Consider the following 18,956-nt stretch of genomic DNA (forward strand, 5'->3'; position numbering starts at 1 on the left):
CGGAGCGCCCGGTATAATGGCTTTACCACTTCTGTAACCTGACGATGACTCTTTTGCAACCAGACAAGATCATTTTGCGTCAGCTGGGGTTGCAGCCCTACGCGCCTGTATCCCAAGCCATGCATAACTTCACCGACAGTCGTACCGAGACCACGCCGGACGAGCTGTGGCTGGTGCAGCATCACCCGGTGTTCACCCAGGGCCAGGCCGGCAAAGCCGAGCATGTGCTGATGCCCGGCGATATCCCGGTGATTCAGAGCGATCGCGGCGGCCAGGTGACCTACCACGGGCCGGGCCAGCAGGTGATGTACGTGATGGTCGATCTGAAACGCAACAAGGTCGGCGTACGCCAATTGGTCACGGCGATAGAAGATACGGTTATCAACACCCTCGCCCACTTCCGCCTCGAATCGCGCGCCCGTCCGGATGCGCCGGGCGTGTACGTGGGGGAGCAGAAAATCTGTTCGTTGGGTTTGCGGATCCGCAAAGGCAGCTCATTCCACGGCCTGGCCCTGAATGTGGCGATGGATCTCAGCCCCTTCCAACGCATCAACCCTTGCGGTTACGCCGGCATGCAAATGACGCAGGTCAGCGCGCTGGCGCCCGGCGTTGGCATTGAAGACATACACCCAATCCTGGTACAGGAATTTGTTCATTTACTCGGCTACCAGACGGTCGAGCTTCGTAACTGGAACCTGCACGATTATGAGTAAACCAATTCAGATGGAACGCGGCGTCAAATACCGCGATGCTGACAAAATGGCGCTGATCCCGGTCAAAACGGTGGTCACCGAACGGCAGGAGCTGTTGCGTAAACCCGAGTGGATGAAGATCAAACTGCCTGCCGACTCAACGCGCATTCAGGGCATCAAAGCCGCCATGCGCAAGAACGGCCTGCACTCCGTCTGTGAGGAAGCCTCGTGCCCTAACCTGTCCGAGTGTTTCAACCACGGCACTGCCACCTTCATGATCCTCGGCGCCATCTGTACCCGCCGCTGCCCGTTCTGCGACGTGGCCCACGGCCGCCCGATCGCGCCGGACGCCAACGAGCCGGAAAAGCTGGCGCAAACCATCGCCGACATGGCGCTGCGTTATGTGGTGATCACCTCGGTTGACCGCGACGATCTGCGCGACGGCGGCGCTCAACACTTTGCCGACTGCATCTCGGCCATCCGCGCCAAGAGCCCGAACATCAAAATTGAAACGCTGGTGCCGGACTTCCGCGGCCGTATGGATCGCGCGCTGGAGATCCTCACCGCCACGCCGCCGGACGTATTCAACCACAACCTGGAAAACGTGCCGCGCGTATATCGCCAGGTGCGCCCGGGCGCCAACTACGAGTGGTCGCTGAAGCTGCTGGAGCGCTTTAAAGAAGCGCACCCGGATATCCCGACCAAATCCGGCCTGATGGTCGGCCTGGGCGAAACCAACGCGGAAATCGTCGAAGTGATGCGCGATCTGCGCCGTCACGGCGTGACCATGCTGACGCTGGGGCAATACCTGCAGCCGAGCCGTCACCACCTGCCGGTGCAGCGCTACGTCAGCCCGGCCGAGTTCGACGAGATGAAAGAAGAAGCGATGGCGATGGGCTTCACCCACGCCGCCTGCGGCCCGTTCGTGCGTTCGTCTTACCACGCCGATCTGCAGGCCAAAGGGATGGAAGTGAAATAACGCGTAATAGTTTGTTACGCTAAAGACGGCGGAAACGCCAAAAAACGGATGTTCGCAAGGCATCCGTTTTTTATTGCGCGCCACCAGGCGGGGTTAAACGTCTTTCTTTTCGACGCTCTGCTGAGCGGACTGGCTTTCGGCGGCGTTGTTGCCGGCGGCCGGCGGCGTGCTGTCGTCGCCCACGGCTTTTTTAAAGCCTTTCAGCGCCGCGCCAAGATCGGCGCCGAGCGTACGCAGTTTGCTGGTGCCGAACAGTAAAATCACCAACACCGCAATCACCAGAAGTTTGGTAATGCTGATACCTTCCATACTCACCTTCTTATCATAGAGCGCTGCGTGAACAGCGAGAAAAACTGACCTTGCCTGCGAATATTTAGCGACTTTCCTTCGGCTCGCACAACCGCAACATGTAACAGAGTGAGATCCGTCGCAGGAATGCCACGCGGCCGCACGGCGCGGATTCCAGACTATTCTTAGTTTATCGCCCGCATGATACGCTGCCGTGATACTTATCAGGGAGATGCCGGATGTATATTGCTCCACCCATTTTCGATGCCCGAAAATCCGGCCTCAGCTTCGCCAAACGCACCTATCTGCCCCGCGTCGCCGGCCTGGGACTCGGCTTTATCTGCGTCTGCGCCGCGCTCTACCCCTTTGCTCCGCCCACGGCGGTCTGGCTATTGCTGGCCTTTCACGGCTTTCTCTGGCCGCATCTTGCCTACCACCTGGCCCGCCGCGCCAAAGATCCGTTCAAAGCCGAGATCCGCAACCTGCTGATCGACTCCGCCTTCGGTGGCTTCTGGGCCGCGATGATGGCGTTCAATGCGCTGCCGGCGATCGTCATCCTGTCGATGATGAGCATGAACAACATCGCTTCCGCCGGCAAAGCGCTGTTTGTCAAAGGGTTGGCGATTCAATTGGCCACGGCGGCGCTGACCGGCGCGCTGCTCGGCTTCCCGTTTCAACCGCACAGCACGCCGCTGCAAATCTATCTGTGCCTGCCGATGATCTACCTGTACCCGACGCTGCTCGGGCTGGTGACCTACCGCACCGCCAAGCGGCTGGCGGAAAAGAAACAGGAGCTGCAACGCATCAGCACTCGCGATGGGCTGACCGGCTTGTACAACCGCCGCCACTGGGAGCACCTGCTGCATCGCCAGTTTGACAGCTGCCGCCGCTACCAGGACAACGCCACGCTGATCCTGATGGATATCGATCGCTTCAAAACCATCAACGACACCTTCGGCCACGCTTTAGGGGATGAGGCCCTGGCGGCGCTGGCGGAAGAGCTGCTGATCGGCTTGCGCAACGTGGATATCGTCGGGCGCTACGGCGGCGACGAGTTTGGCGCAGTACTGCCGAACACCAGCGCCGAACAGGCGGTAACCGTCCTGCGGCGCATCCAGCAGCGGCTGGACGCCGTCATCTTCAAAGAGGCGCCACAGCTGCGGCTGCAGATCAGCGCCGGCATCGCCAACTACCACCCCGCGCTGGGCGGTTATCTGGACTGGCTGAAAGCGGCCGACGGCGCGCTTTACCGGGCGAAGCAAAATGGCCGTAACCGGCTGGAAACGGCGGCGCCGACGGGCGACTAACTGACTGGTTTAATAACTTGGCAAAATACTTCGGCGCTTCGACAAAGCCTTCACGCCGGTAAAACGCATGCGCCCGCTCGCTTTCCACCGCCACCAGCAGCGCCTCGGTGCCGGGATAATCCAGCGCCGTCATTAATTCGGCGATCGCTCAGGCGCGCCGTTCTGATTTTCATGGGGTGACCTCGCAGATTGTCGATACTACAAAATAGGCGGCGTTAGGTGTAACATCCATCCGGTGCGGCGAAAAAGGCCGTGCGGCACGCTGGAGATGACATTCCTCCCTAACCGCCTTCACAGGCTGATGATGTCTACGTAACCTCTCGGAGAGAGGCGCGTAGCGTTACGCCTGTCCCTTTCCGAACCCCGTGAATTTCTCTGTTTGAAAGGGAGTTGCCCCATGTTGAGTTCTTTACTGGCCGTCTTTATCGGCGGCGGCGTCGGCAGCGTTTTGCGCTGGGCGGTAAGCATGAAAATGAACCCGCTGAACGCCCACATTCCGCTCGGTACGCTGATGGTCAATCTGATCGGCGGTTTTATCATCGGCCTGGCGATGGCGATTTTCACCCGCATGACGCATCTGGATCCCACCTGGAAATTGCTGATCACTACCGGGTTCTGCGGCGGCCTGACCACCTTCTCCACCTTTTCGCTGGAGGTGGTATACCTGATGCAGGATGGCCGCTTCGGCTGGGCGCTGGCCAACATGCTGCTCAACCTGGCCGGCTCGCTGGCGATGACGCTGCTGGCTTTCATGCTGGTGATGTGGGTCAACGGGCGCTAAGCCCTTAATGTTTCCTTAATCTTGCATGCGCATAATCTCATCCAGTACTCCTGACTGGATGAGAAACCGCTATGTTTAGCCTGCCGAAAACCGCCGCCGAAGCGATTGCCGTTGCGCTGTGCGTGCTGATCGTCGCCGCCTTTATCAAATCCTACCTGTTCGCTTAAGCGCTTTTTCCCGCAGCACGCGTTCATGTTGCGTCTTTCCCGCCGGTTACACTACAATTGAGAATGAACGTTCACACCCAGAAATGTGAACCCGGCTCACGCGTAGCAAAGGATCGGGCAGATGCTCTCCCCCAACGACAGTAAACAGGCCAAGGTGCAGGCCCGCCGCGATCAGATCGTCGAAGCGGCGAAAACCAGCTTCCGCCGCCACGGCTTCCACGCCGCCAGCATGGCGGAGATCGCCCAGGGCTCGCAGCTCAGCGTCGGGCAAATCTATCGCTATTTCGCCAATAAAGACGCGATTATCGAAGAGATCGTCAACCGCATCATCGCCAGCAAGATGCAGCGGCTGGAAAACCTTGGCGATCACATCAACCTGATCGCCGGCACGCTGGCGGCGCGCACGCTGTTTCAGCAGCCGGGCGAGAGCGAAACCGATCACATGCTGATGCTGGAAGTGACCGCCGAGGCCACGCGCAACCCGGTGGTAGCCAAAATGCTCAGCGATGCGGAAGCGCGGCTGTTTCGCCACGTGTGCCACAACCTGCAGCGGCTGTATCCCCATTTCAGCGCGGAAGAGATCGCCGCCCGGGTGGAGTTTATCGCCGTCATGAGCGAAGGCACCGGTTACCGCATCCTTACCACGCAAAAAGCCGATGCGTCCCTGCTGCGCGAGCTGTATCAGCAGGCCATTTCTCACCTGTTCAGGAAACGCTAATCTCCCATGACCAAACACTTAGCCAGACAACGTCTGGTGTACGCCGTCGTGCTTGGCCTGTTGGCCGCGCTGGGGCCGCTGTGCACCGATCTCTATCTGCCCGCCCTGCCGGAAATGGCGGGCGAACTGAATACCTCCACCGCCGCCGCACAGCTCAGCCTGACCGCCGGGCTGCTCGGCCTGGGCGTCGGCCAGCTGATTTTCGGCCCTTACAGCGACAAACTGGGCCGCATGCGCCCGCTGTTGCTGTCGCTGATCCTGCTGCTGGGCGCTTCGCTGTGGTGCGCCCTCGCGCCCACCATCGACCAGTTGCTGATCGCCCGTCTGCTGCAGGGCATCGCCGGCGCCGGTGGCGCGGTGATTTCTCGCGCCATCGCCCGCGATCTGTACGCCGGCCATGAGCTGACCCGCTTCTTCGCCCTGCTGATGCTGGTCAACGGCCTGGCGCCGATCGTCGCGCCAGTGCTGGGCGGCGTGATGCTGCAGGTGATGAACTGGCGCGGCATCTTCGGCGTGCTGGCGGCCATCGCCGTGCTGCTGTTCAGCCTGTCGGCGGTGAAGCTGCGCGAATCCCTGCCGGTAGAACGCCGTAGCCAGGGCGGTATCCTGGCGATGCTGATGTCGCTGGGCGGGTTGCTGACCCAGCGCTATTTCATGGGCCTGTGCCTGACGCAAGGCTTCGTGATGGCCGGCATGTTCGCCTATATCGGCGCCTCGCCTTTCGTCTTGCAGCAGATCTACGGCCTCAGCCCGCAGATGTTCAGCCTGTGCTTCGCCATTAACGGCGTCGGGCTGATCATTGCGGCGCAGCTGGCCAGCCGCCTCAGTTCACGTTGGGGGGAGCGTCGGGTGTTGAGGGGCGGGCTAACGCTGGCGGCCGTCGCGTCGCTGTTGCTGCTGTTGGCCGCCGCGCTGCATGCGCCGCTGGTGTTGTTGCTGGTGCCGCTGTTCTTTTCGGTGGCGGTGATCGGCATCGTCGGCCCGACCGCCTCTTCGCTGGCCATGCAAAGCCAGGGGGACAAAGCGGGCAGCGCCTCGGCCTTGATCGGCGTGTGCATGTTCGCCCTCGGCGCCTGCGCCGTGCCGCTCACCGGGCTGGGCGGCACTTCAAGCCTGTCGATGGCGCTGACCATCGTCGGCTGTTACGCCATCGCTATCCTGCTGTTCAGCCTATTAGGCCGCCGCAGCGAGGCATAACGCGCCCAATAAAAAACCCGCTCAATGAGCGGGTTTTAAGAAATTCAGCTACGCAGCTTAGATAGCAGTAACGTTAGCGGCAGATGGGCCTTTGGCACCGTTCGTGATTTCAAACTCTACACGCTGGCCTTCAGCAAGCGTTTTGAAACCGTTGCTAACGATGGCAGAGAAGTGAACGAAAACGTCCTTGCTACCATCTTCCGGAGTAATGAAACCGAAGCCTTTGGATTCATTAAACCACTTAACGCTACCTTTAATCTTAGACATCAAACTTACCTTTAACGTGAATGAAAGACACAAAACCTGTGTCGATTACAGTACAGCAAGCAGGCAGGATTTTGTCCACCACCGCGATCACAGAAATCCGATAAAGAGTGAAAAAATCCGTGTAGCCCGGTGTAAATGGATTGCACCGGTTGCGATAAGCTCCCGTTCCAGGTCAATCCTCTCCACGCGCCGGCGAACAATGCGCGAACGGCCAAACCCGCCCGCTTACCCCAGCGTTGACGCCCCCATGCAGACGCAATCGCTATGAAATATAACCAGATGGTCTTTTTGCTTCGGCGGCCGCTGCACTAGGGTTAGGGTTTATTTCCCACTGTGAGCCAAGCCTATGACCAGCCAGTTGGCAGACAAAATCATCGCCTATCGGCGTGAGCTGCACCAAAACCCGGAGCTTTCCAATCACGAATTCGCCACCACCGCCCGGCTGACCCGCTGGCTGCAAGAGGCGGGCATTCGCCTGCTGCCGTTGGCGCTGAAAACCGGCGTCGTGGCGGAGATTGGCAGCGGCAAGGGGCCGATCATCGCGCTGCGCGGTGACATTGACGCCCTGCCGATCGACGAAATCGCCGACGTGCCCTTCAGCTCGCAAAACCGCGGCGTGATGCACGCCTGCGGCCACGACTTTCACACCTCGGTGATGCTCGGCGCCGCACACCTGCTGAAAGCTCGTGAGGCCGACCTGCCCGGCACGGTGCGCATCTTCTTCCAACCGGCGGAAGAGACCTTCAACGGTGCCCGGCATCTGATCGACGCTGGCGCGCTGGATAACGTTGCGGCGGTATTTGGCCTGCATAACGCGCCGGAGCTGCCCACCGGCACCTTCGCCACCCGCGCCGGGCCGTTCTACGCCAACGTCGATCGCTTCCAGATCCTCATCACCGGCAAAGGCGCGCACGCCGCCAAACCGGAACAGGGCGTCGACACCATCGTCACCGCCAGCCAGATCGTCGGCGCACTGCAGACGCTGCCCAGCCGCAGCTTCAGCTCGCTGGAATCGCTGGTGGTGAGCGTAACGCGCATCGAAGGCGGCAATACCTGGAACGTGCTGCCGCAAACCGTGGAGCTGGAAGGCACGGTGCGCACCCACAGCGACGCGGTGCGCCGCCAGGTGCCGGACAAAATTCGCCAGGTGATCGACGGCGTTGCCGCCGCGCTGGGCGCGCAGGCCGAACTCCGCTGGCAGCCGGGGCCGCCGGCGGTAATCAATGATCCGCATTGGGCGGCGTTCAGCAAAACCGTCGCCGCCGAGGCCGGTTACCGGGTCGAAGAGGCTGAACTGCAGATGGGCGGTGAAGATTTCGCGCTGTATCTGCACCATGTGCCGGGCGTATTCGTCAGCATCGGCTCCGCCAGCGAATTCGGCCTGCATCATCCGCGTTTCAATCCCGATGAACGCGCTCTGTTCCCCGCCGCGCAATATTTCACGCTGCTGGCGGAACGCACGCTGCAACAATTAACCACCGCACCGGAAAAAGCCCTCAGCAACGCCTGAATAACGGTAAAGCGTATTTTCCCGACGCCGCGGATGCCGCGTCGGGGATTATTTTTTCGCTCGCCGTGATATTTGCAATTTTCAACATTTGAATATGCTGTTTTGTTGTTTTACATCCCGCCGCCGCTCATCAATAGTGGGCACATCAGACACCGCGCGCCTCTGCGGCGCATGACAGGATAATTACGATGAGCGACAACGCGACTAATCAACGGCAATTGCGGCTGGGTGCCATTCTGCATGGCGCATCGGGAAATATGTCCGCCTGGCGCCACTCGGACGCCACCGCCGACGCCAGCATCAACCTCGAATTTAATATCGCCACGGCGAAAAAAGCCGAACAGGGGAAATTCGATTTCGTGTTTGTCGCCGATGGGTTATATATCAACGAAAAGTCCATTCCGCATTTTCTTAATCGTTTCGAACCGCTCACCCTGCTGGCCGCGTTGTCCGCCGCCACTGATAAAATCGGCCTGGTGGGCACCCTCTCCACCTCCTACAGCGATCCGTTCACCGTCGCCCGCCAGTTCGCCAGCCTCGATCACCTGAGCAACGGCCGCGCCGGCTGGAACGTGGTGACCTCGCCGCTGGAAGGCTCGGCCAAAAATTTCTCGCGCAAAGAACACCCGGAGCACAGCCTGCGTTACCGCATCGCCGGCGAGTTTCTCGACGTTGCCAAAGGGCTGTGGGACTCCTGGGAAGACGACGCCTTCGTGCGTAATAAGGCCAGCGGCGAATTTTTCCGCGCCGGCAAACTGCACACTCTCAATCACCAGGGGGAGTTCTTCTCGGTGCAGGGACCGCTGAACATCGGCCGCACGCCGCAGGGGCGCCCGATCCTGTTCCAGGCCGGCGCCTCCGAAGACGGCAAACGGCTGGCGGCCCAACACGCCGATGCGATCTTCACCCATCACGACACGCTGGAGCAGGCGCAGGATTTCTACCAGGACGTGAAGCGGCAGCTGGTGGAACAGGGGCGCGAACCGGACGATCTGCGCATCTTCCAGGGCGTCAGCGTGATCGTCGGCGACGACGACGCGGACGTCGAGCGCCAGTACCAGGAGACCGCCCGCCTGGTCAGCATCGAGAATGCCCTCAACTACCTCGGCCGCTACTTCGAGCATTACGACTTCGCCCGCCATCCGCTGGACGCCCCCTTCCCCGACATCGGCGATCTGGGGCAAAACAGCTTCCGCAGCACCACCGACGCCATCAAGCGCAGCGCCCGCGAGCGCAACCTCACGCTGCGCCAGGTGGCGCTTGAAGCCGCCTCGCCGCGCCCGGTGTTCAGCGGCACGCCGGAAGCGGTGGCGGATGGCCTGCAACGCTGGTTCGACGGTGAGGCCGCCGACGGTTTCATCATCAGCGGCGGTACGCCCAACACCTTCGGCCACTTCGTCGATCGGGTGGTGCCCGTCCTGCAGCAACGCGGCCTGTTCCGCCAGGCGTACCACGGCGACACGCTGCGTGAACATCTAGGCCTGAAGCGCCCGTTGAACAGATTCACCCAATAACAAGATCGCTGCCAGGGATACCCGCTATGCAGAAAACCGTTACCGCCGCCCTCGTGGCGGCCTTGCCGAGCCTGACCGGCGCCGCGCAGGCGGGCACCGGCATCGATTCGCAGGCCAATGCCCCCCTATTCACGCGCCGAAGAACCCGCAGGCGAACGCCATGGTCAACCGCTGGAGCGAGAGCGCCGAACGCCTTGCGCAGTCGGAAATCAACCCGCCCGGCCAGGGCGATTAGGAGCGCGCAATGACGCAAGATACCTTCATTCAGACGCTGCCGACCGACCCGCTGATCGCCCCGGTGATCGAAGGGCTGTTCGGCGAATATCGTCAGCGCTACGGCGACTATTTTGGTGACCAGGAACCGGAAGCGCTGGATCTGTACGCGCCACCGCAAGGAGCCTTCATCGTGCTGCTGCGCGCCGGTTCGCCGATCGCCATGGGCGCCTTCAAACGCTATGACGCGCTAACCGCCGAGCTGAAGCGCATCTGGACGCGGGGCGACCTGCGCCGCCAGGGCCTGGCGCAGCGGGTGCTGCAGCAGCTGGAAACGCTGGCGCTGGCGCAGGGATATCGCCGGCTCTATCTAACCACCGGCTTTCGCCAGCCCGAAGCGGTGGGCCTGTATCTGAGCAACGGGTATCAGCCGCAGTTCGATCCCACCGTCGACAGCGAGATATACAGTCGCCCACCCTACGATGGCCGCCTGCCGTTCCGCAAAAGCCTGATTGCAGAGGACGCGTGTTGTTGCGCGTCGGAAAGGAAAATCGCCTAAGGCCCCTTAATCTGTATCAGGAGACATGACATGTCCAAACAAGAAGTCTTGAAAGTGGTGCCCGCCCGCTATCCGCTGCGGCTGATCGGCGCGCTGTTTTCGCTGTTTATTCTGGCCGCCATCGTGCAATCGGTGGCGGGCAACGCGCGCTGGGAATGGGACGTGTTCGCCGAGTGGTTCTTCGCGCCGGCGGTGCTGGCAGGGCTGGGGCAAACCCTGCTGCTGACGCTGCTCGGCACGCTGTTCAGCATCCTGTTCGGCACCCTGCTGGCGCTGGCGCGGCTGTCGCGCTCTTACCTGCTGGCGTCGCTGGCCTGGGGTTATATCTGGCTGTTTCGCTCGCTGCCGCTGATTCTGGTGCTGATCATCCTGTACAACTTTTCCTATCTGTATGACGCCATCTCGCTGGGCATTCCCTTCACCTCCGTGGTGTTCGCCAGCTACCCGACCATCGACATTCTCGGCCAGTTCGCCGTGGCGGTGCTGGGCCTGACGCTGGTGCAGTCCGCCTACACCGCCGAGATCATCCGCGGCGGCATCCTGGGCGTGGATTACGGCCAGCACGAAGCGGCGGCGGCGCTGGGGTTGCCGGGCTATCGCCGCACCTTCCGCATCATTCTGCCGCAGGCGCTGCGCTCCATTATTCCGACCGGCTTCAACGAGATCATCAGCCTGGCGAAAGGCACCTCGATCGTTTACGTGCTGGCGCTGCCGGAGCTGTTTTACACCATTCAGGTTATCTATAACCGCACCCAGCAGGTAATACCGCTGCTGATGGTCGCCACCGTCTGGTATCTGTTCATCACCACCGCGCTGTCGGTGATCCAATACTACATCGAGCGCTATTTCGCCCGGGGCGCGGTGCGCGAACTGCCGCCGACGCCCTGGCAGCAACTGGCCGGCTGGCTAAAACGTTAGGAGACCCGCATGTCTGAAGCCATTGATTATTACGCCTTGCCCGAACAGCCGGCGCGCAATCTCACCCCGGTGCCGGCACGCGGCCTGATCGAAATCAGCAACGTCAGCAAGTTCTTCGGCAAACACAAGGCGCTGGACGACGTCAGTCTGACGCTGCAGCCGGGCACCGTCACCGTGATCCTCGGCCCTTCCGGCTCCGGTAAATCGACGCTGCTGCGGGCGATCAACCACCTGGAACGCGTGGACGAAGGCTTTATCCGCATCGACGGCGACTACGTCGGCTACCGCCGCAAAGGCAACCGGCTGTATGAGCTGAAGGAAAAGGCCATCCTTCGGCAACGCATCAACGTCGGCTACGTGTTCCAGAATTTCAACCTGTTCCCGCACCTGACGGTGCTGGAAAACATCATCGAAGCGCCGGTGGTGCACAAGATCCACTCCCGCGAACGGGCGAAAGCGGTGGCCTATGAACTGCTGGATACCGTCGGGTTGCGCCACAAGGCGGACGCCTACCCGCGCCACCTCTCCGGCGGCCAACAGCAGCGCATCGCCATCGCGCGCGCGCTGGCGCTGAACCCGAAGGTGATCCTGTTCGATGAACCGACCTCCGCGCTCGATCCCGAGCTGGTCGGCGAAGTGCTGGACGTGATAAAGGGGTTGGCCGATCTGGGCGTCACGCTGGTGGTGGTCACGCATGAAATCGGCTTTGCGCGCGAAGCGGCGGATCGGGTGGTGTTTATGGTCGACGGGCAGATCGTCGAGCAGGGCGACGCCAGGCAAGTGCTGGCCCAGCCGCAGCATCCGCGCACCGTCAACTTCCTCAACAAAGTGCTGTGATCGTCGGGGCGCCGCGGCGCCCCGTACCCGAGCTGCTTACCGGCCGGCGAAGCGCCGCTTCTCGGCGGCGAAATCCAGCGGGCGGATCCCCTGCTGGTTTTTGTCCTCTTCGGTCAGCAACGCCGGCGGAATAAACCACGTCACCTCGAACAGCAGCCCGTCCGGATCGTGGCCATAAATGCTTTTGTGCACGCCGTGATCCTCTTCCAGCCCGAGAATGCCGCGTTCGGCCAGCTGGTGACGAATGCGCTCCAACTCTTCCAGGCTGTCCACTTCCCAGGCCAGATGGTACAGCCCGGCCGCTGGCTCATGCTCCGCCGGCGGCTCGTTGTTGGCACGAAACACCCCGGCGCGCTGCTGGCCCAGGTTCTTGCTGAACAGCGCCAAATCGTGATCGTTGTCCGAATCGGCGGCCTGGGTAAACACCGCCCGATCGGGGCTGTCGGACGGCTTGAGCTTGAACCCCAACACCTGATGATAAAAGTCGGCGCTCTGCCGCACGTCGCTGACATACAGCACGGCGTGATTGAGACGTTTGATGCCCATCGCTATTCCTTTACGCATTGAATGAAGTCAGCATGAACATAGCATGTGGGGGGAAAGCCGCTAAATGCCGTTATCGCATGACGAAATGCCGCCCGCGCAATCTGTCGCTGCAAGGCATTCCGCGCTATCATAAGCGCTGTATAGAACCCTTTTGTGAGAATAGCGATGAACGGCAAGATAACGACTTTTTTTGAAGACAAAGGCTTCGGCTTTATTACCGACGAGAACGGAGAAAATCGTTATTTTCACGTGATTAAAGTGCAAAACCCGGAGCTGATTAAGAAAAACGCGGCGGTGACCTTCGAACCGACCAACAACACCAAAGGCCCGTCGGCTTATGCGGTCAAAGTGTTGGCGCCCAGCAAATACATCATCATCGCCAATGAAAGAATCAAGATCGCCAGCATCAAGTCTTTCAATACTTTCACCAAGGAAGTGCCGGTCAAAGCCGACGTGGATAAAGAGAACACCGTGCTGTCGGTCGGCCTGCTGATGAACCGCATTCGCCCGCAGTCAGAAGACCCGGCGCAGACCATGCAAACGCTGCGCATGCTGACCATCACCACCTTCCAGAACACCACCCATACCTTCTCCGAGCACGAGATCGATATGGATGAGACCATCAAGGCGCTGAAGAGCCTGTAAGCGCCGGTTGCCCAGCGTCGAGCCCTAGCGAAACAGGATATGCTCGACGCTGTTGCCGCTCACCACGTTGAACGACTCCACCCGATTACGCCCCTGCGATTTGGCGCGATACAGCGCGATATCAGCCATATTCATCAGTTGCTCCAGCGATTTCACCTCATTCATCGCCAGGCTGGCGACGCCGACGCTGATGGTCATTTTCAGCGTCTGTTTGCCTTCCGCCTGCAGTTCCGCTTGCTCCACCAGCCGGCGCAGATGTTCCCCCAGCGCCACGCCCTGCGCCGCCAGCGCGCGCGGCAGCATGATGGCGAACTCTTCTCCGCCCAGGCGGCCGAACAGCTGATCGTGCCGCAGTTCGCGACGCACGATGTGCGCGAACGACGCCAAAACCTGATCGCCGGCGCTGTGGCCGTGCGTATCGTTGATCTGCTTGAAATGGTCGATGTCGATCAGTAGTAGCGACACCGCCTCTTTGGAGCGGTGTTTATGCTCCAGCAGCTCGCCCGCTTTGCGCGTCATCGCGCTGCGCGCCAGCACCCCGGTCAGAAAATCGTGGTTGGCGCTGTGCTCCAGACGCCGCATCAGCTTGCGGTTGGCGGCGATGGAGCTGGCGAGGATCAGCGGCCCCATCACCAGCATGGCGATGCCCAAGCGGGCGGACATCAGGGTATCGAGGAAGGCGTTGTGGTTGTTCGGCGTTTCGTACAGCATCAGGTTGGCGGAAATGCTGCTGATCTCGGTCATGCCGGTCAATAGCGTCAGCAACGTCACGGGGAACAGCGGGTAGCGCACCGCGCACCACAGCAGCGCCGGGATCGGGAAGGCGATAGCGCCCGGCCCGCCGATATAGACGCTGAATATCAGCGACAGCAGCAGCGCCAGCAGCGGCAGGCAGCCCTTCAGGCGCCAACGCACCTGCATGCGCAGCAGCTGCTTCAACCGCGGCGCCGCCATCAGCACCGGCAACAGCAGCAAGGTCGTCGAGAACTGCTCGCTGAACCAGGCCAGCCAGGCGACCACCACCGTGTTGTTGTACAGGCTGTCGTTGCGCAGCACCGACAGCGTCGACGCCACCGCCGCACCGGCCAGGCTGGCGCTGAACATATAGAGTATCGCCTGGGGTTTGCCCATGCGCCGTTGAGATTGGGGCAGCATCAGCATGATGCCGTAACCGACGGCGATCAGCGACATGTTGCAGGCGTTCAGCCACAGCGCCAGAGACCAGCCTTCGCCGGTGCTGAGATCGGCGGCGACCATGCCCAGATAGGTGGTAAGCCAGCCGAGCGGCGTGGCGTAAACGGGTTTTCGCAGCAGCAGGCCGAGCAGAATCGCATTCACCGGCCAAAATAAGGAAAGCGAGCCAATCGGCCGGCTAAGAATACCCACCAGGGAAAGTAAAAAGGCCAGCATGAAAAGATTGATCAGCTGAACCGTTAGCGGCAGGCCATGCCTGGCGTTTATTCTGGCGTTCATCGCCTCGCCCATATTTTGCTAATAACCAGAATAATAATGTGCATACTCTCTCGCCCGGCCAGTGAGGGATAGTCAATCCGAATTTCAACCAAAAAAGCCAGACAAATCAATAATAAAAAGCATTAACATTTAATTAACAGACTTTTCTTAGCCTGATGCGCCTGCGGCGAACTCCCCCCGCATAGCGTCAGCAAATAATGCCCACTCTGCTGTCAGCATAGCGCATAGCGTAATAGGCCGCCGAGGGCGTTAATTACATTAATAAGTTTATGGTTATTGGTCGTTGAATGCTGTTTGAATAACTGCGCGATTATTTTCCTGCAACTGGGCCGCCCGTGCAATAACAACCCCAAAAAAGCCCGCATAGCGCGGGCTTGCCTGAACAACAGCAAATCGACAGTTACAACACGGCCATGCCTTGCATGCCCGTGCTGCCGCGCAGTATAGCGGTGCAAGCTTAAGCAGACCTTAGCAACAAAAAACCCGGCCTAGGAACCGGGAATATTTGTACGAAATGCAGTGTTAGCCCAAGCAGGCTAATAACATTTCGCAGCTTACACGCCAATTGTGCAGAGAAAATGAACGCGGCGTCCGCTCAACCGCACCGCCGCCCTCTCTGCACGGAAGGGCTTACGCCAGTTTGGCGGCAAAGCCCGCTACGCGCTGGCCATAGAGCTTGGCGGTCGCCAGATCGCCCGACAGCATCTCATCCACGCCGGCATCCGCCGGGGTCTGCACCAGCAGCCCCACCGAACCGCCCAGGTTATTGACGTCGGTGCGCTGCGCCGATTTGGTGTTGGCCGGCATCAGCCCCAGGCTGACCCACAGGCCGCCATGTTGTGAAGCCAGCGTCTGCAGCGCGATCAACGTCACCTGCTTGTCGCCGTTCAGGCTGGCGCTGTTGGTAAAGCCGCCGAACACTTTGTCTTGCCACTTGCGGCCGAACCAGGCCTTGGAGCTGGCGTCGGCGAATTTCTTGAACTGCCACGACGGGCCGCCCATATAGGTCGGCGAACCAAAGATGATGGCGTCCGCCTCATCCAGCGTCTGCCAGGCTTCGTCGCTGATATCGCCGTTCTGATCGATGGCGATCAGTTCGGCCCCGGCGCCTTCCGCCACGACTTTCGCCAAACGCTCGGTATGGCCGTAGCCGGAATGAAACACCACTACTGTCTTCGCCATAGAAATTCTCCACTCATTGCACAAAGGCGCCGACGGCGCCCCTCTCGCGTTCAATCTAATCAAGCGCGCAGCGGCTGAATACCAAATAAAACTGACGGTGTTATTCAAAAAAATCGCGTTACTCTGCCAGGCATGCGCAGATAAAAAAAATCCCGCGCAAGGCGGGATAAACTTAACAGGGATGGGGTAATACACTACAGGGAATGGATAACACACAACATCATCGGGTAGAGCTACAGTACCAATCCCAATGTATAGAACTGTCATCCCCGCGTAAGTTTGCTCGGCCAGATGTAACGCCGAATGGGAAATATGACATTTTTCTCAACGCATCACGAACAGGCGCGACTCAAACCGCCGCTCTTGAAGATGCCGGTATTGCCCGCCCCCCGGCGACGAACGGCCGAAGTTCGAAAAATCGGCGCAATCAGCGCACCGCCGCACGGCCCTCAGCGGATTTCAACAGTGATATCCGGGTAAGCTTGCTCACCGTCGCTGAGGTAATGCCCCAACGCCCGGTAAGCCATAACGTACAGCACGGCGGCGGCGCACAGGCACAGCAAGGTCACGAGCAGGAATCTGGATTTGCGCACGATAGGCTCCGTGGAGAAATTTTCGCCTATTGTAGCGCGGCAAAATAAACGAAGGTTCAATTGCCGGCGGGTCAAGCGCCTCACCCTCACTCGGCGAGGCGGCTTCATATCATTTCTTCAGCATGTAGATAAACGAATCGACGGTTTCGCCGCCGGCGGTGGTGACGCTGACCGCCACTCGTTCATAGCCCTCACCTTCAAACGCATCGAGAGTCGGCCAGTGGTTGACGAGGTTAGCTGAACGGAACAGAAACCCGTTCACCCGATTGCCACTGTTATCCAGCACGATGCCCGGGTAGCCCATCTCGGCGCCCCAGCCTTCGTTAAGCAGCGAGCCGCCGACGCTGCCTTCTTCCCAGCTGCCGCCGATGGCTTCCATAATGTGCGCGTTGGGCCTGCCCGGCCCCAGGGTGCCGTAAACGAATAAGCTTTGCATTTTTCTCTCTACTACTCACTGAAAGTTAACGCATGAACATAGCATGACGTTCAGCGGCGAGCCAACGGGAGTACGGGTAGCGCAGTCGAGTTTTCAAGGGAACAAGTAGGGGGAAGAAAATCAAGGGAGTAATGGCACGCCCTATAGGATTCGAACCTATGACCTACGGCTTAGAAGGCCGTTGCTCTATCCAACTGAGCTAAGGGCGCATTGAGATGCGGCAACCTGCGGCTGCGGGTTGGGATTATACGGTCAGAGGTTAGCGAGTCAATGCCTTTTCATGGCGTTACGGCGGCGGCCGTGCTTTATGGCGTTTTTTCCGCCAGCGCCCGCACGGCGAGGGTTCCCGTCAACCGGGCGCCGCCATGCTGAGCCAGACCAAAGCCTATGTAAATCGGCGCGCGCTCAGCCCCTTGCCGCCCATCGCCCCGCCGCAGGCAAAGGCGGGCGGACTGCACCACTGCGGCGATGTCCCCCCAATCGGCATGCTCAACCACCCGCGCGTTGCAGGTCATCTCCCCCCTTTCCCCCAGTGTTGCGTCGGGGCGTGCGCTGTTTAAAGAAGCCTGGCTCCCCGATGCCCAAACCAGCAACAGCGCGCAGCCTGCCCAGGCACAGCCTTTCATGCGCATAACTTCCGCCACAGGGCGCTCAGGCGCGCCCGCCACGACGGCGCTCCTTCATGCTTGCCGAGCCGATGCAGCGCGGTGAGTTGCGCGCTGTCCGCCGGATGCAGAGAAGAATCGAACACCGTTTCCCCTATTCGTTTAGGCTCCGCCGGTTGCTCGTCAGGCTGATGATGCAACGGGTAAAGCCGGGTTATCGCCCTCATGATCCTGCCCTCTTTCGCCCAGTGAACCGCCCCAGCGTATCCAAGTGCCGGTAAAAATGGCGTAGAGGATCCTGAGGCCGGCATAAAAAAAGCGTAAATCGGCGTCGGCAACGGCCGCGAGGGTGATTCTGCGCCTGACAGCGCGCTCAGCTTCTGCCAGAATAGCGGCATCCCCGCTTTTCTTAATTGATGGATTTCCACACTGATGTCAGCAAAGATTATTGATGGTAAAACGATTGCGCAGCAGGTTAGAAACGAAGTGGCTGAGCAAGTGAAACAACGTCTGGCGGCCGGCAAACGCGCCCCAGGGCTGGCGGTTGTGCTGGTCGGCGAGAACCCGGCCTCGCAAATTTACGTCGCCAGCAAGCGCCGCGCCTGCGATGAAGTCGGCTTCCTTTCCCGCTCCTACGACCTGCCCGCTGCCACCAGTGAAGCCGAGCTGCTGGCGTTGATCGACCAGCTGAACGCCGATGAGGAAATCGACGGCATTCTGGTGCAGCTGCCGCTGCCGGCCGGCATCGATAACGTCAAGGTGCTGGAACGCATCCACCCGGACAAAGACGTCGACGGCTTCCACCCGTACAACGTCGGCCGCCTGTGCCAGCGCGCCCCTAAGCTGCGCCCGTGCACGCCGCGCGGTATCGTCACCCTGCTGGAGCGTTATAACATCGATACCTACGGCCTGAATGCCGTGGTGGTCGGCGCCTCCAACATCGTCGGCCGCCCGATGAGCATGGAGCTGCTGCTGGCCGGCTGCACCACCACCGTCACCCACCGCTTCACCAAGAATCTGCGTCATCACGTCGAGAACGCCGATCTGCTGGTGGTGGCGGTCGGCAAGCCGGGCTTCATCCCGGGCGACTGGATCAAACCGGGCGCCATCGTGGTGGACGTCGGCATCAACCGCTTGGAAAGCGGTAAAGTGGTGGGCGACGTCGATTTCGACGCCGCCAGCGAGCGCGCCGCTTACATCACCCCGGTGCCGGGTGGCGTTGGCCCGATGACCGTTGCTACACTGATCCAAAATACCTTGCAGGCCTGCGAGGAATATCACGACGTTCAACCTAAATAAGTAAGGCAGTATGGAAATTTTCAATCTGGACAATCATCCCCACGTCGAACTGTGCGATCTGCTGAAGTTCCAGGGCTGGTGTGAAAGCGGCGGCGCCGCCAAAGAAGTCATCGCTGAAGGGCAGGTGAAAGTCGACGGCAAGGTCGAAACCCGCAAGCGCTGCAAGATCGTCGCCGATCAGGTGGTGGAGTTCAACGGCGGCAAGGTCATGGTTAAACCCTGACCCGCAG

The 18,956-nt window shown here is 60.3% G+C and carries 22 protein-coding genes, 1 tRNA gene and 1 riboswitch; of the genes, 14 read left to right on the top strand and 9 right to left on the bottom strand.

From position 1 onward, the window contains the following. Positions 1–44 precede the first annotated feature (44 nt). Both lipB and lipA read left to right on the top strand, forming a co-directional pair. A complete protein-coding gene (gene lipB, locus ACJ8MK_RS05475; RefSeq protein WP_033637424.1) occupies positions 45–713 on the top strand; it encodes a lipoyl(octanoyl) transferase LipB in 669 nt (222 codons plus the stop codon). Continuing rightward, positions 706–1,671 carry a lipoyl synthase gene (gene lipA / locus ACJ8MK_RS05480; protein ID WP_025301835.1) on the top strand — a complete coding sequence of 322 codons (966 nt, stop codon included), beginning with the start codon at positions 706–708 and terminating at the stop codon, positions 1,669–1,671. Before lipB ends, lipA begins: the two co-directional genes overlap by 8 nt. A 93-nt stretch (positions 1,672–1,764) precedes the next feature. Here the strand turns inward: lipA and tatA are convergent, their stop codons facing one another. Next, a complete protein-coding gene (gene tatA / locus ACJ8MK_RS05485; protein WP_004940019.1) occupies positions 1,765–1,980 on the bottom strand; it encodes a Sec-independent protein translocase subunit TatA in 216 nt (71 codons plus the stop codon). Positions 1,981–2,198: 218 nt separating this feature from the next. Here tatA and ACJ8MK_RS05490 point away from each other — a divergent pair, with 218 nt between their 5' ends. The 4 genes from ACJ8MK_RS05490 to ACJ8MK_RS05505 all read left to right on the top strand — a co-directional run bounded on the left by ACJ8MK_RS05490 (position 2,199) and on the right by ACJ8MK_RS05505 (position 6,129). Continuing rightward, positions 2,199–3,266, top strand: a complete 1,068-nt coding sequence (locus ACJ8MK_RS05490; RefSeq protein WP_442517574.1) for a diguanylate cyclase — start codon at positions 2,199–2,201, stop codon at positions 3,264–3,266. A 255-nt stretch (positions 3,267–3,521) separates the two neighbouring features. Then, a riboswitch (Fluoride riboswitch) is annotated at positions 3,522–3,584 on the top strand. A 79-nt stretch (positions 3,585–3,663) separates the two neighbouring features. Beyond that, positions 3,664–4,047: a fluoride efflux transporter CrcB gene (gene crcB, locus ACJ8MK_RS05495; RefSeq protein ID WP_004940022.1), complete on the top strand. Its 384-nt coding sequence runs from the start codon at positions 3,664–3,666 to the stop codon at positions 4,045–4,047. A gap of 288 nt (positions 4,048–4,335) precedes the next feature. Further along, complete coding sequence (locus ACJ8MK_RS05500) at positions 4,336–4,932, top strand: TetR/AcrR family transcriptional regulator (RefSeq protein ID WP_049213850.1); 597 nt, start codon at positions 4,336–4,338, stop codon at positions 4,930–4,932. 6 nt (positions 4,933–4,938) lie between these two features. Beyond that, positions 4,939–6,129: a multidrug effflux MFS transporter gene (locus ACJ8MK_RS05505; RefSeq protein WP_308325516.1), complete on the top strand. Its 1,191-nt coding sequence runs from the start codon at positions 4,939–4,941 to the stop codon at positions 6,127–6,129. 57 nt (positions 6,130–6,186) lie between these two features. On the opposite strand, the gene cspE is transcribed toward ACJ8MK_RS05505, so the two are convergent. After that, complete coding sequence (gene cspE, locus ACJ8MK_RS05510) at positions 6,187–6,396, bottom strand: transcription antiterminator/RNA stability regulator CspE (RefSeq protein WP_004940030.1); 210 nt, start codon at positions 6,394–6,396, stop codon at positions 6,187–6,189. A 346-nt stretch (positions 6,397–6,742) separates the two neighbouring features. On the opposite strand from cspE, the gene ACJ8MK_RS05515 reads away from it, so the two are divergent. The 5 genes from ACJ8MK_RS05515 to ACJ8MK_RS05535 all read left to right on the top strand — a co-directional run bounded on the left by ACJ8MK_RS05515 (position 6,743) and on the right by ACJ8MK_RS05535 (position 11,947). Beyond that, entirely contained in the window at positions 6,743–7,906 is a 1,164-nt protein-coding gene (locus ACJ8MK_RS05515) for a M20 peptidase aminoacylase family protein (protein ID WP_033637419.1), read from the top strand. A gap of 188 nt (positions 7,907–8,094) precedes the next feature. Then, complete coding sequence (locus ACJ8MK_RS05520; RefSeq protein ID WP_442517575.1) at positions 8,095–9,420, top strand: LLM class flavin-dependent oxidoreductase; 1,326 nt, start codon at positions 8,095–8,097, stop codon at positions 9,418–9,420. A gap of 244 nt (positions 9,421–9,664) precedes the next feature. Continuing rightward, on the top strand, positions 9,665–10,192 hold the full coding sequence (locus ACJ8MK_RS05525; protein ID WP_230120428.1) for a GNAT family N-acetyltransferase: 528 nt from the start codon (positions 9,665–9,667) through the stop codon (positions 10,190–10,192). A gap of 30 nt (positions 10,193–10,222) precedes the next feature. Next, positions 10,223–11,110 carry an amino acid ABC transporter permease gene (locus ACJ8MK_RS05530; RefSeq protein ID WP_442517576.1) on the top strand — a complete coding sequence of 296 codons (888 nt, stop codon included), beginning with the start codon at positions 10,223–10,225 and terminating at the stop codon, positions 11,108–11,110. A 9-nt stretch (positions 11,111–11,119) separates the two neighbouring features. Next, entirely contained in the window at positions 11,120–11,947 is an 828-nt protein-coding gene (locus tag ACJ8MK_RS05535; protein ID WP_015376924.1) for an amino acid ABC transporter ATP-binding protein, read from the top strand. A 36-nt stretch (positions 11,948–11,983) separates the two neighbouring features. On the opposite strand, the gene ACJ8MK_RS05540 is transcribed toward ACJ8MK_RS05535, so the two are convergent. Beyond that, positions 11,984–12,493 carry a VOC family protein gene (locus ACJ8MK_RS05540; protein ID WP_033637415.1) on the bottom strand — a complete coding sequence of 170 codons (510 nt, stop codon included), beginning with the start codon at positions 12,491–12,493 and terminating at the stop codon, positions 11,984–11,986. Positions 12,494–12,658: 165 nt separating this feature from the next. Between ACJ8MK_RS05540 and ACJ8MK_RS05545 the strand changes: the two genes are divergently transcribed. Further along, the gene (locus ACJ8MK_RS05545) at positions 12,659–13,138 is read left to right on the top strand and encodes a cold-shock protein (protein ID WP_442517577.1); all 480 of its coding nucleotides are present in this window, start codon (positions 12,659–12,661) and stop codon (positions 13,136–13,138) included. A gap of 24 nt (positions 13,139–13,162) precedes the next feature. On the opposite strand, the gene ACJ8MK_RS05550 is transcribed toward ACJ8MK_RS05545, so the two are convergent. The 6 genes from ACJ8MK_RS05550 to ACJ8MK_RS05575 all read right to left on the bottom strand — a co-directional run bounded on the left by ACJ8MK_RS05550 (position 13,163) and on the right by ACJ8MK_RS05575 (position 17,466). Further along, positions 13,163–14,611, bottom strand: coding sequence for a diguanylate cyclase (locus ACJ8MK_RS05550; RefSeq protein WP_442517578.1), 1,449 nt, complete (start codon positions 14,609–14,611; stop codon positions 13,163–13,165). A 630-nt stretch (positions 14,612–15,241) separates the two neighbouring features. Beyond that, positions 15,242–15,793: a flavodoxin family protein gene (locus ACJ8MK_RS05555; protein ID WP_033653217.1), complete on the bottom strand. Its 552-nt coding sequence runs from the start codon at positions 15,791–15,793 to the stop codon at positions 15,242–15,244. A gap of 449 nt (positions 15,794–16,242) precedes the next feature. After that, entirely contained in the window at positions 16,243–16,386 is a 144-nt protein-coding gene (locus ACJ8MK_RS05560) for a hypothetical protein (protein WP_162882640.1), read from the bottom strand. A gap of 109 nt (positions 16,387–16,495) precedes the next feature. Beyond that, the gene (locus tag ACJ8MK_RS05565; protein WP_033647222.1) at positions 16,496–16,822 is read right to left on the bottom strand and encodes a gamma-glutamylcyclotransferase family protein; all 327 of its coding nucleotides are present in this window, start codon (positions 16,820–16,822) and stop codon (positions 16,496–16,498) included. A gap of 132 nt (positions 16,823–16,954) precedes the next feature. Beyond that, a tRNA-Arg gene (locus ACJ8MK_RS05570) sits at positions 16,955–17,031 on the bottom strand. A gap of 96 nt (positions 17,032–17,127) precedes the next feature. Next, positions 17,128–17,466: a hypothetical protein gene (locus tag ACJ8MK_RS05575; RefSeq protein ID WP_442517579.1), complete on the bottom strand. Its 339-nt coding sequence runs from the start codon at positions 17,464–17,466 to the stop codon at positions 17,128–17,130. Positions 17,467–17,859: 393 nt separating this feature from the next. Between ACJ8MK_RS05575 and folD the strand changes: the two genes are divergently transcribed. Together folD and ybcJ are read left to right on the top strand one after the other, a co-directional pair. Further along, a complete protein-coding gene (folD, locus tag ACJ8MK_RS05580) occupies positions 17,860–18,726 on the top strand; it encodes a bifunctional methylenetetrahydrofolate dehydrogenase/methenyltetrahydrofolate cyclohydrolase FolD (protein WP_004940177.1) in 867 nt (288 codons plus the stop codon). 10 nt (positions 18,727–18,736) lie between these two features. After that, the gene (ybcJ, locus tag ACJ8MK_RS05585; protein ID WP_033637394.1) at positions 18,737–18,949 is read left to right on the top strand and encodes a ribosome-associated protein YbcJ; all 213 of its coding nucleotides are present in this window, start codon (positions 18,737–18,739) and stop codon (positions 18,947–18,949) included. Positions 18,950–18,956: the final 7 nt, after the last annotated feature.

Source organism: Serratia sp. CY38905, assembly GCF_052168875.1.
Classification (GTDB): Bacteria; Pseudomonadota; Gammaproteobacteria; order Enterobacterales; family Enterobacteriaceae; genus Serratia; species Serratia sarumanii.

What these genes read in the sequence shown, in the direction of transcription:
- lipB (WP_033637424.1), top strand. Translation starts at nt 45, where the DNA reads ATGACTCTTTTGCAACCAGACAAGATCATTTTGCGTCAGCTGGGGTTG.
- lipA (WP_025301835.1), top strand. Translation starts at nt 706, where the DNA reads ATGAGTAAACCAATTCAGATGGAACGCGGCGTCAAATACCGCGATGCT.
- tatA (WP_004940019.1), bottom strand. Translation starts at nt 1,980, where the DNA reads ATGGAAGGTATCAGCATTACCAAACTTCTGGTGATTGCGGTGTTGGTG.
- ACJ8MK_RS05490 (WP_442517574.1), top strand. Translation starts at nt 2,199, where the DNA reads ATGTATATTGCTCCACCCATTTTCGATGCCCGAAAATCCGGCCTCAGC.
- crcB (WP_004940022.1), top strand. Translation starts at nt 3,664, where the DNA reads ATGTTGAGTTCTTTACTGGCCGTCTTTATCGGCGGCGGCGTCGGCAGC.
- ACJ8MK_RS05500 (WP_049213850.1), top strand. Translation starts at nt 4,336, where the DNA reads ATGCTCTCCCCCAACGACAGTAAACAGGCCAAGGTGCAGGCCCGCCGC.
- ACJ8MK_RS05505 (WP_308325516.1), top strand. Translation starts at nt 4,939, where the DNA reads ATGACCAAACACTTAGCCAGACAACGTCTGGTGTACGCCGTCGTGCTT.
- cspE (WP_004940030.1), bottom strand. Translation starts at nt 6,396, where the DNA reads ATGTCTAAGATTAAAGGTAGCGTTAAGTGGTTTAATGAATCCAAAGGC.
- ACJ8MK_RS05515 (WP_033637419.1), top strand. Translation starts at nt 6,743, where the DNA reads ATGACCAGCCAGTTGGCAGACAAAATCATCGCCTATCGGCGTGAGCTG.
- ACJ8MK_RS05520 (WP_442517575.1), top strand. Translation starts at nt 8,095, where the DNA reads ATGAGCGACAACGCGACTAATCAACGGCAATTGCGGCTGGGTGCCATT.
- ACJ8MK_RS05525 (WP_230120428.1), top strand. Translation starts at nt 9,665, where the DNA reads ATGACGCAAGATACCTTCATTCAGACGCTGCCGACCGACCCGCTGATC.
- ACJ8MK_RS05530 (WP_442517576.1), top strand. Translation starts at nt 10,223, where the DNA reads ATGTCCAAACAAGAAGTCTTGAAAGTGGTGCCCGCCCGCTATCCGCTG.
- ACJ8MK_RS05535 (WP_015376924.1), top strand. Translation starts at nt 11,120, where the DNA reads ATGTCTGAAGCCATTGATTATTACGCCTTGCCCGAACAGCCGGCGCGC.
- ACJ8MK_RS05540 (WP_033637415.1), bottom strand. Translation starts at nt 12,493, where the DNA reads ATGGGCATCAAACGTCTCAATCACGCCGTGCTGTATGTCAGCGACGTG.
- ACJ8MK_RS05545 (WP_442517577.1), top strand. Translation starts at nt 12,659, where the DNA reads ATGAACGGCAAGATAACGACTTTTTTTGAAGACAAAGGCTTCGGCTTT.
- ACJ8MK_RS05550 (WP_442517578.1), bottom strand. Translation starts at nt 14,611, where the DNA reads ATGAACGCCAGAATAAACGCCAGGCATGGCCTGCCGCTAACGGTTCAG.
- ACJ8MK_RS05555 (WP_033653217.1), bottom strand. Translation starts at nt 15,793, where the DNA reads ATGGCGAAGACAGTAGTGGTGTTTCATTCCGGCTACGGCCATACCGAG.
- ACJ8MK_RS05565 (WP_033647222.1), bottom strand. Translation starts at nt 16,822, where the DNA reads ATGCAAAGCTTATTCGTTTACGGCACCCTGGGGCCGGGCAGGCCCAAC.
- folD (WP_004940177.1), top strand. Translation starts at nt 17,860, where the DNA reads ATGTCAGCAAAGATTATTGATGGTAAAACGATTGCGCAGCAGGTTAGA.
- ybcJ (WP_033637394.1), top strand. Translation starts at nt 18,737, where the DNA reads ATGGAAATTTTCAATCTGGACAATCATCCCCACGTCGAACTGTGCGAT.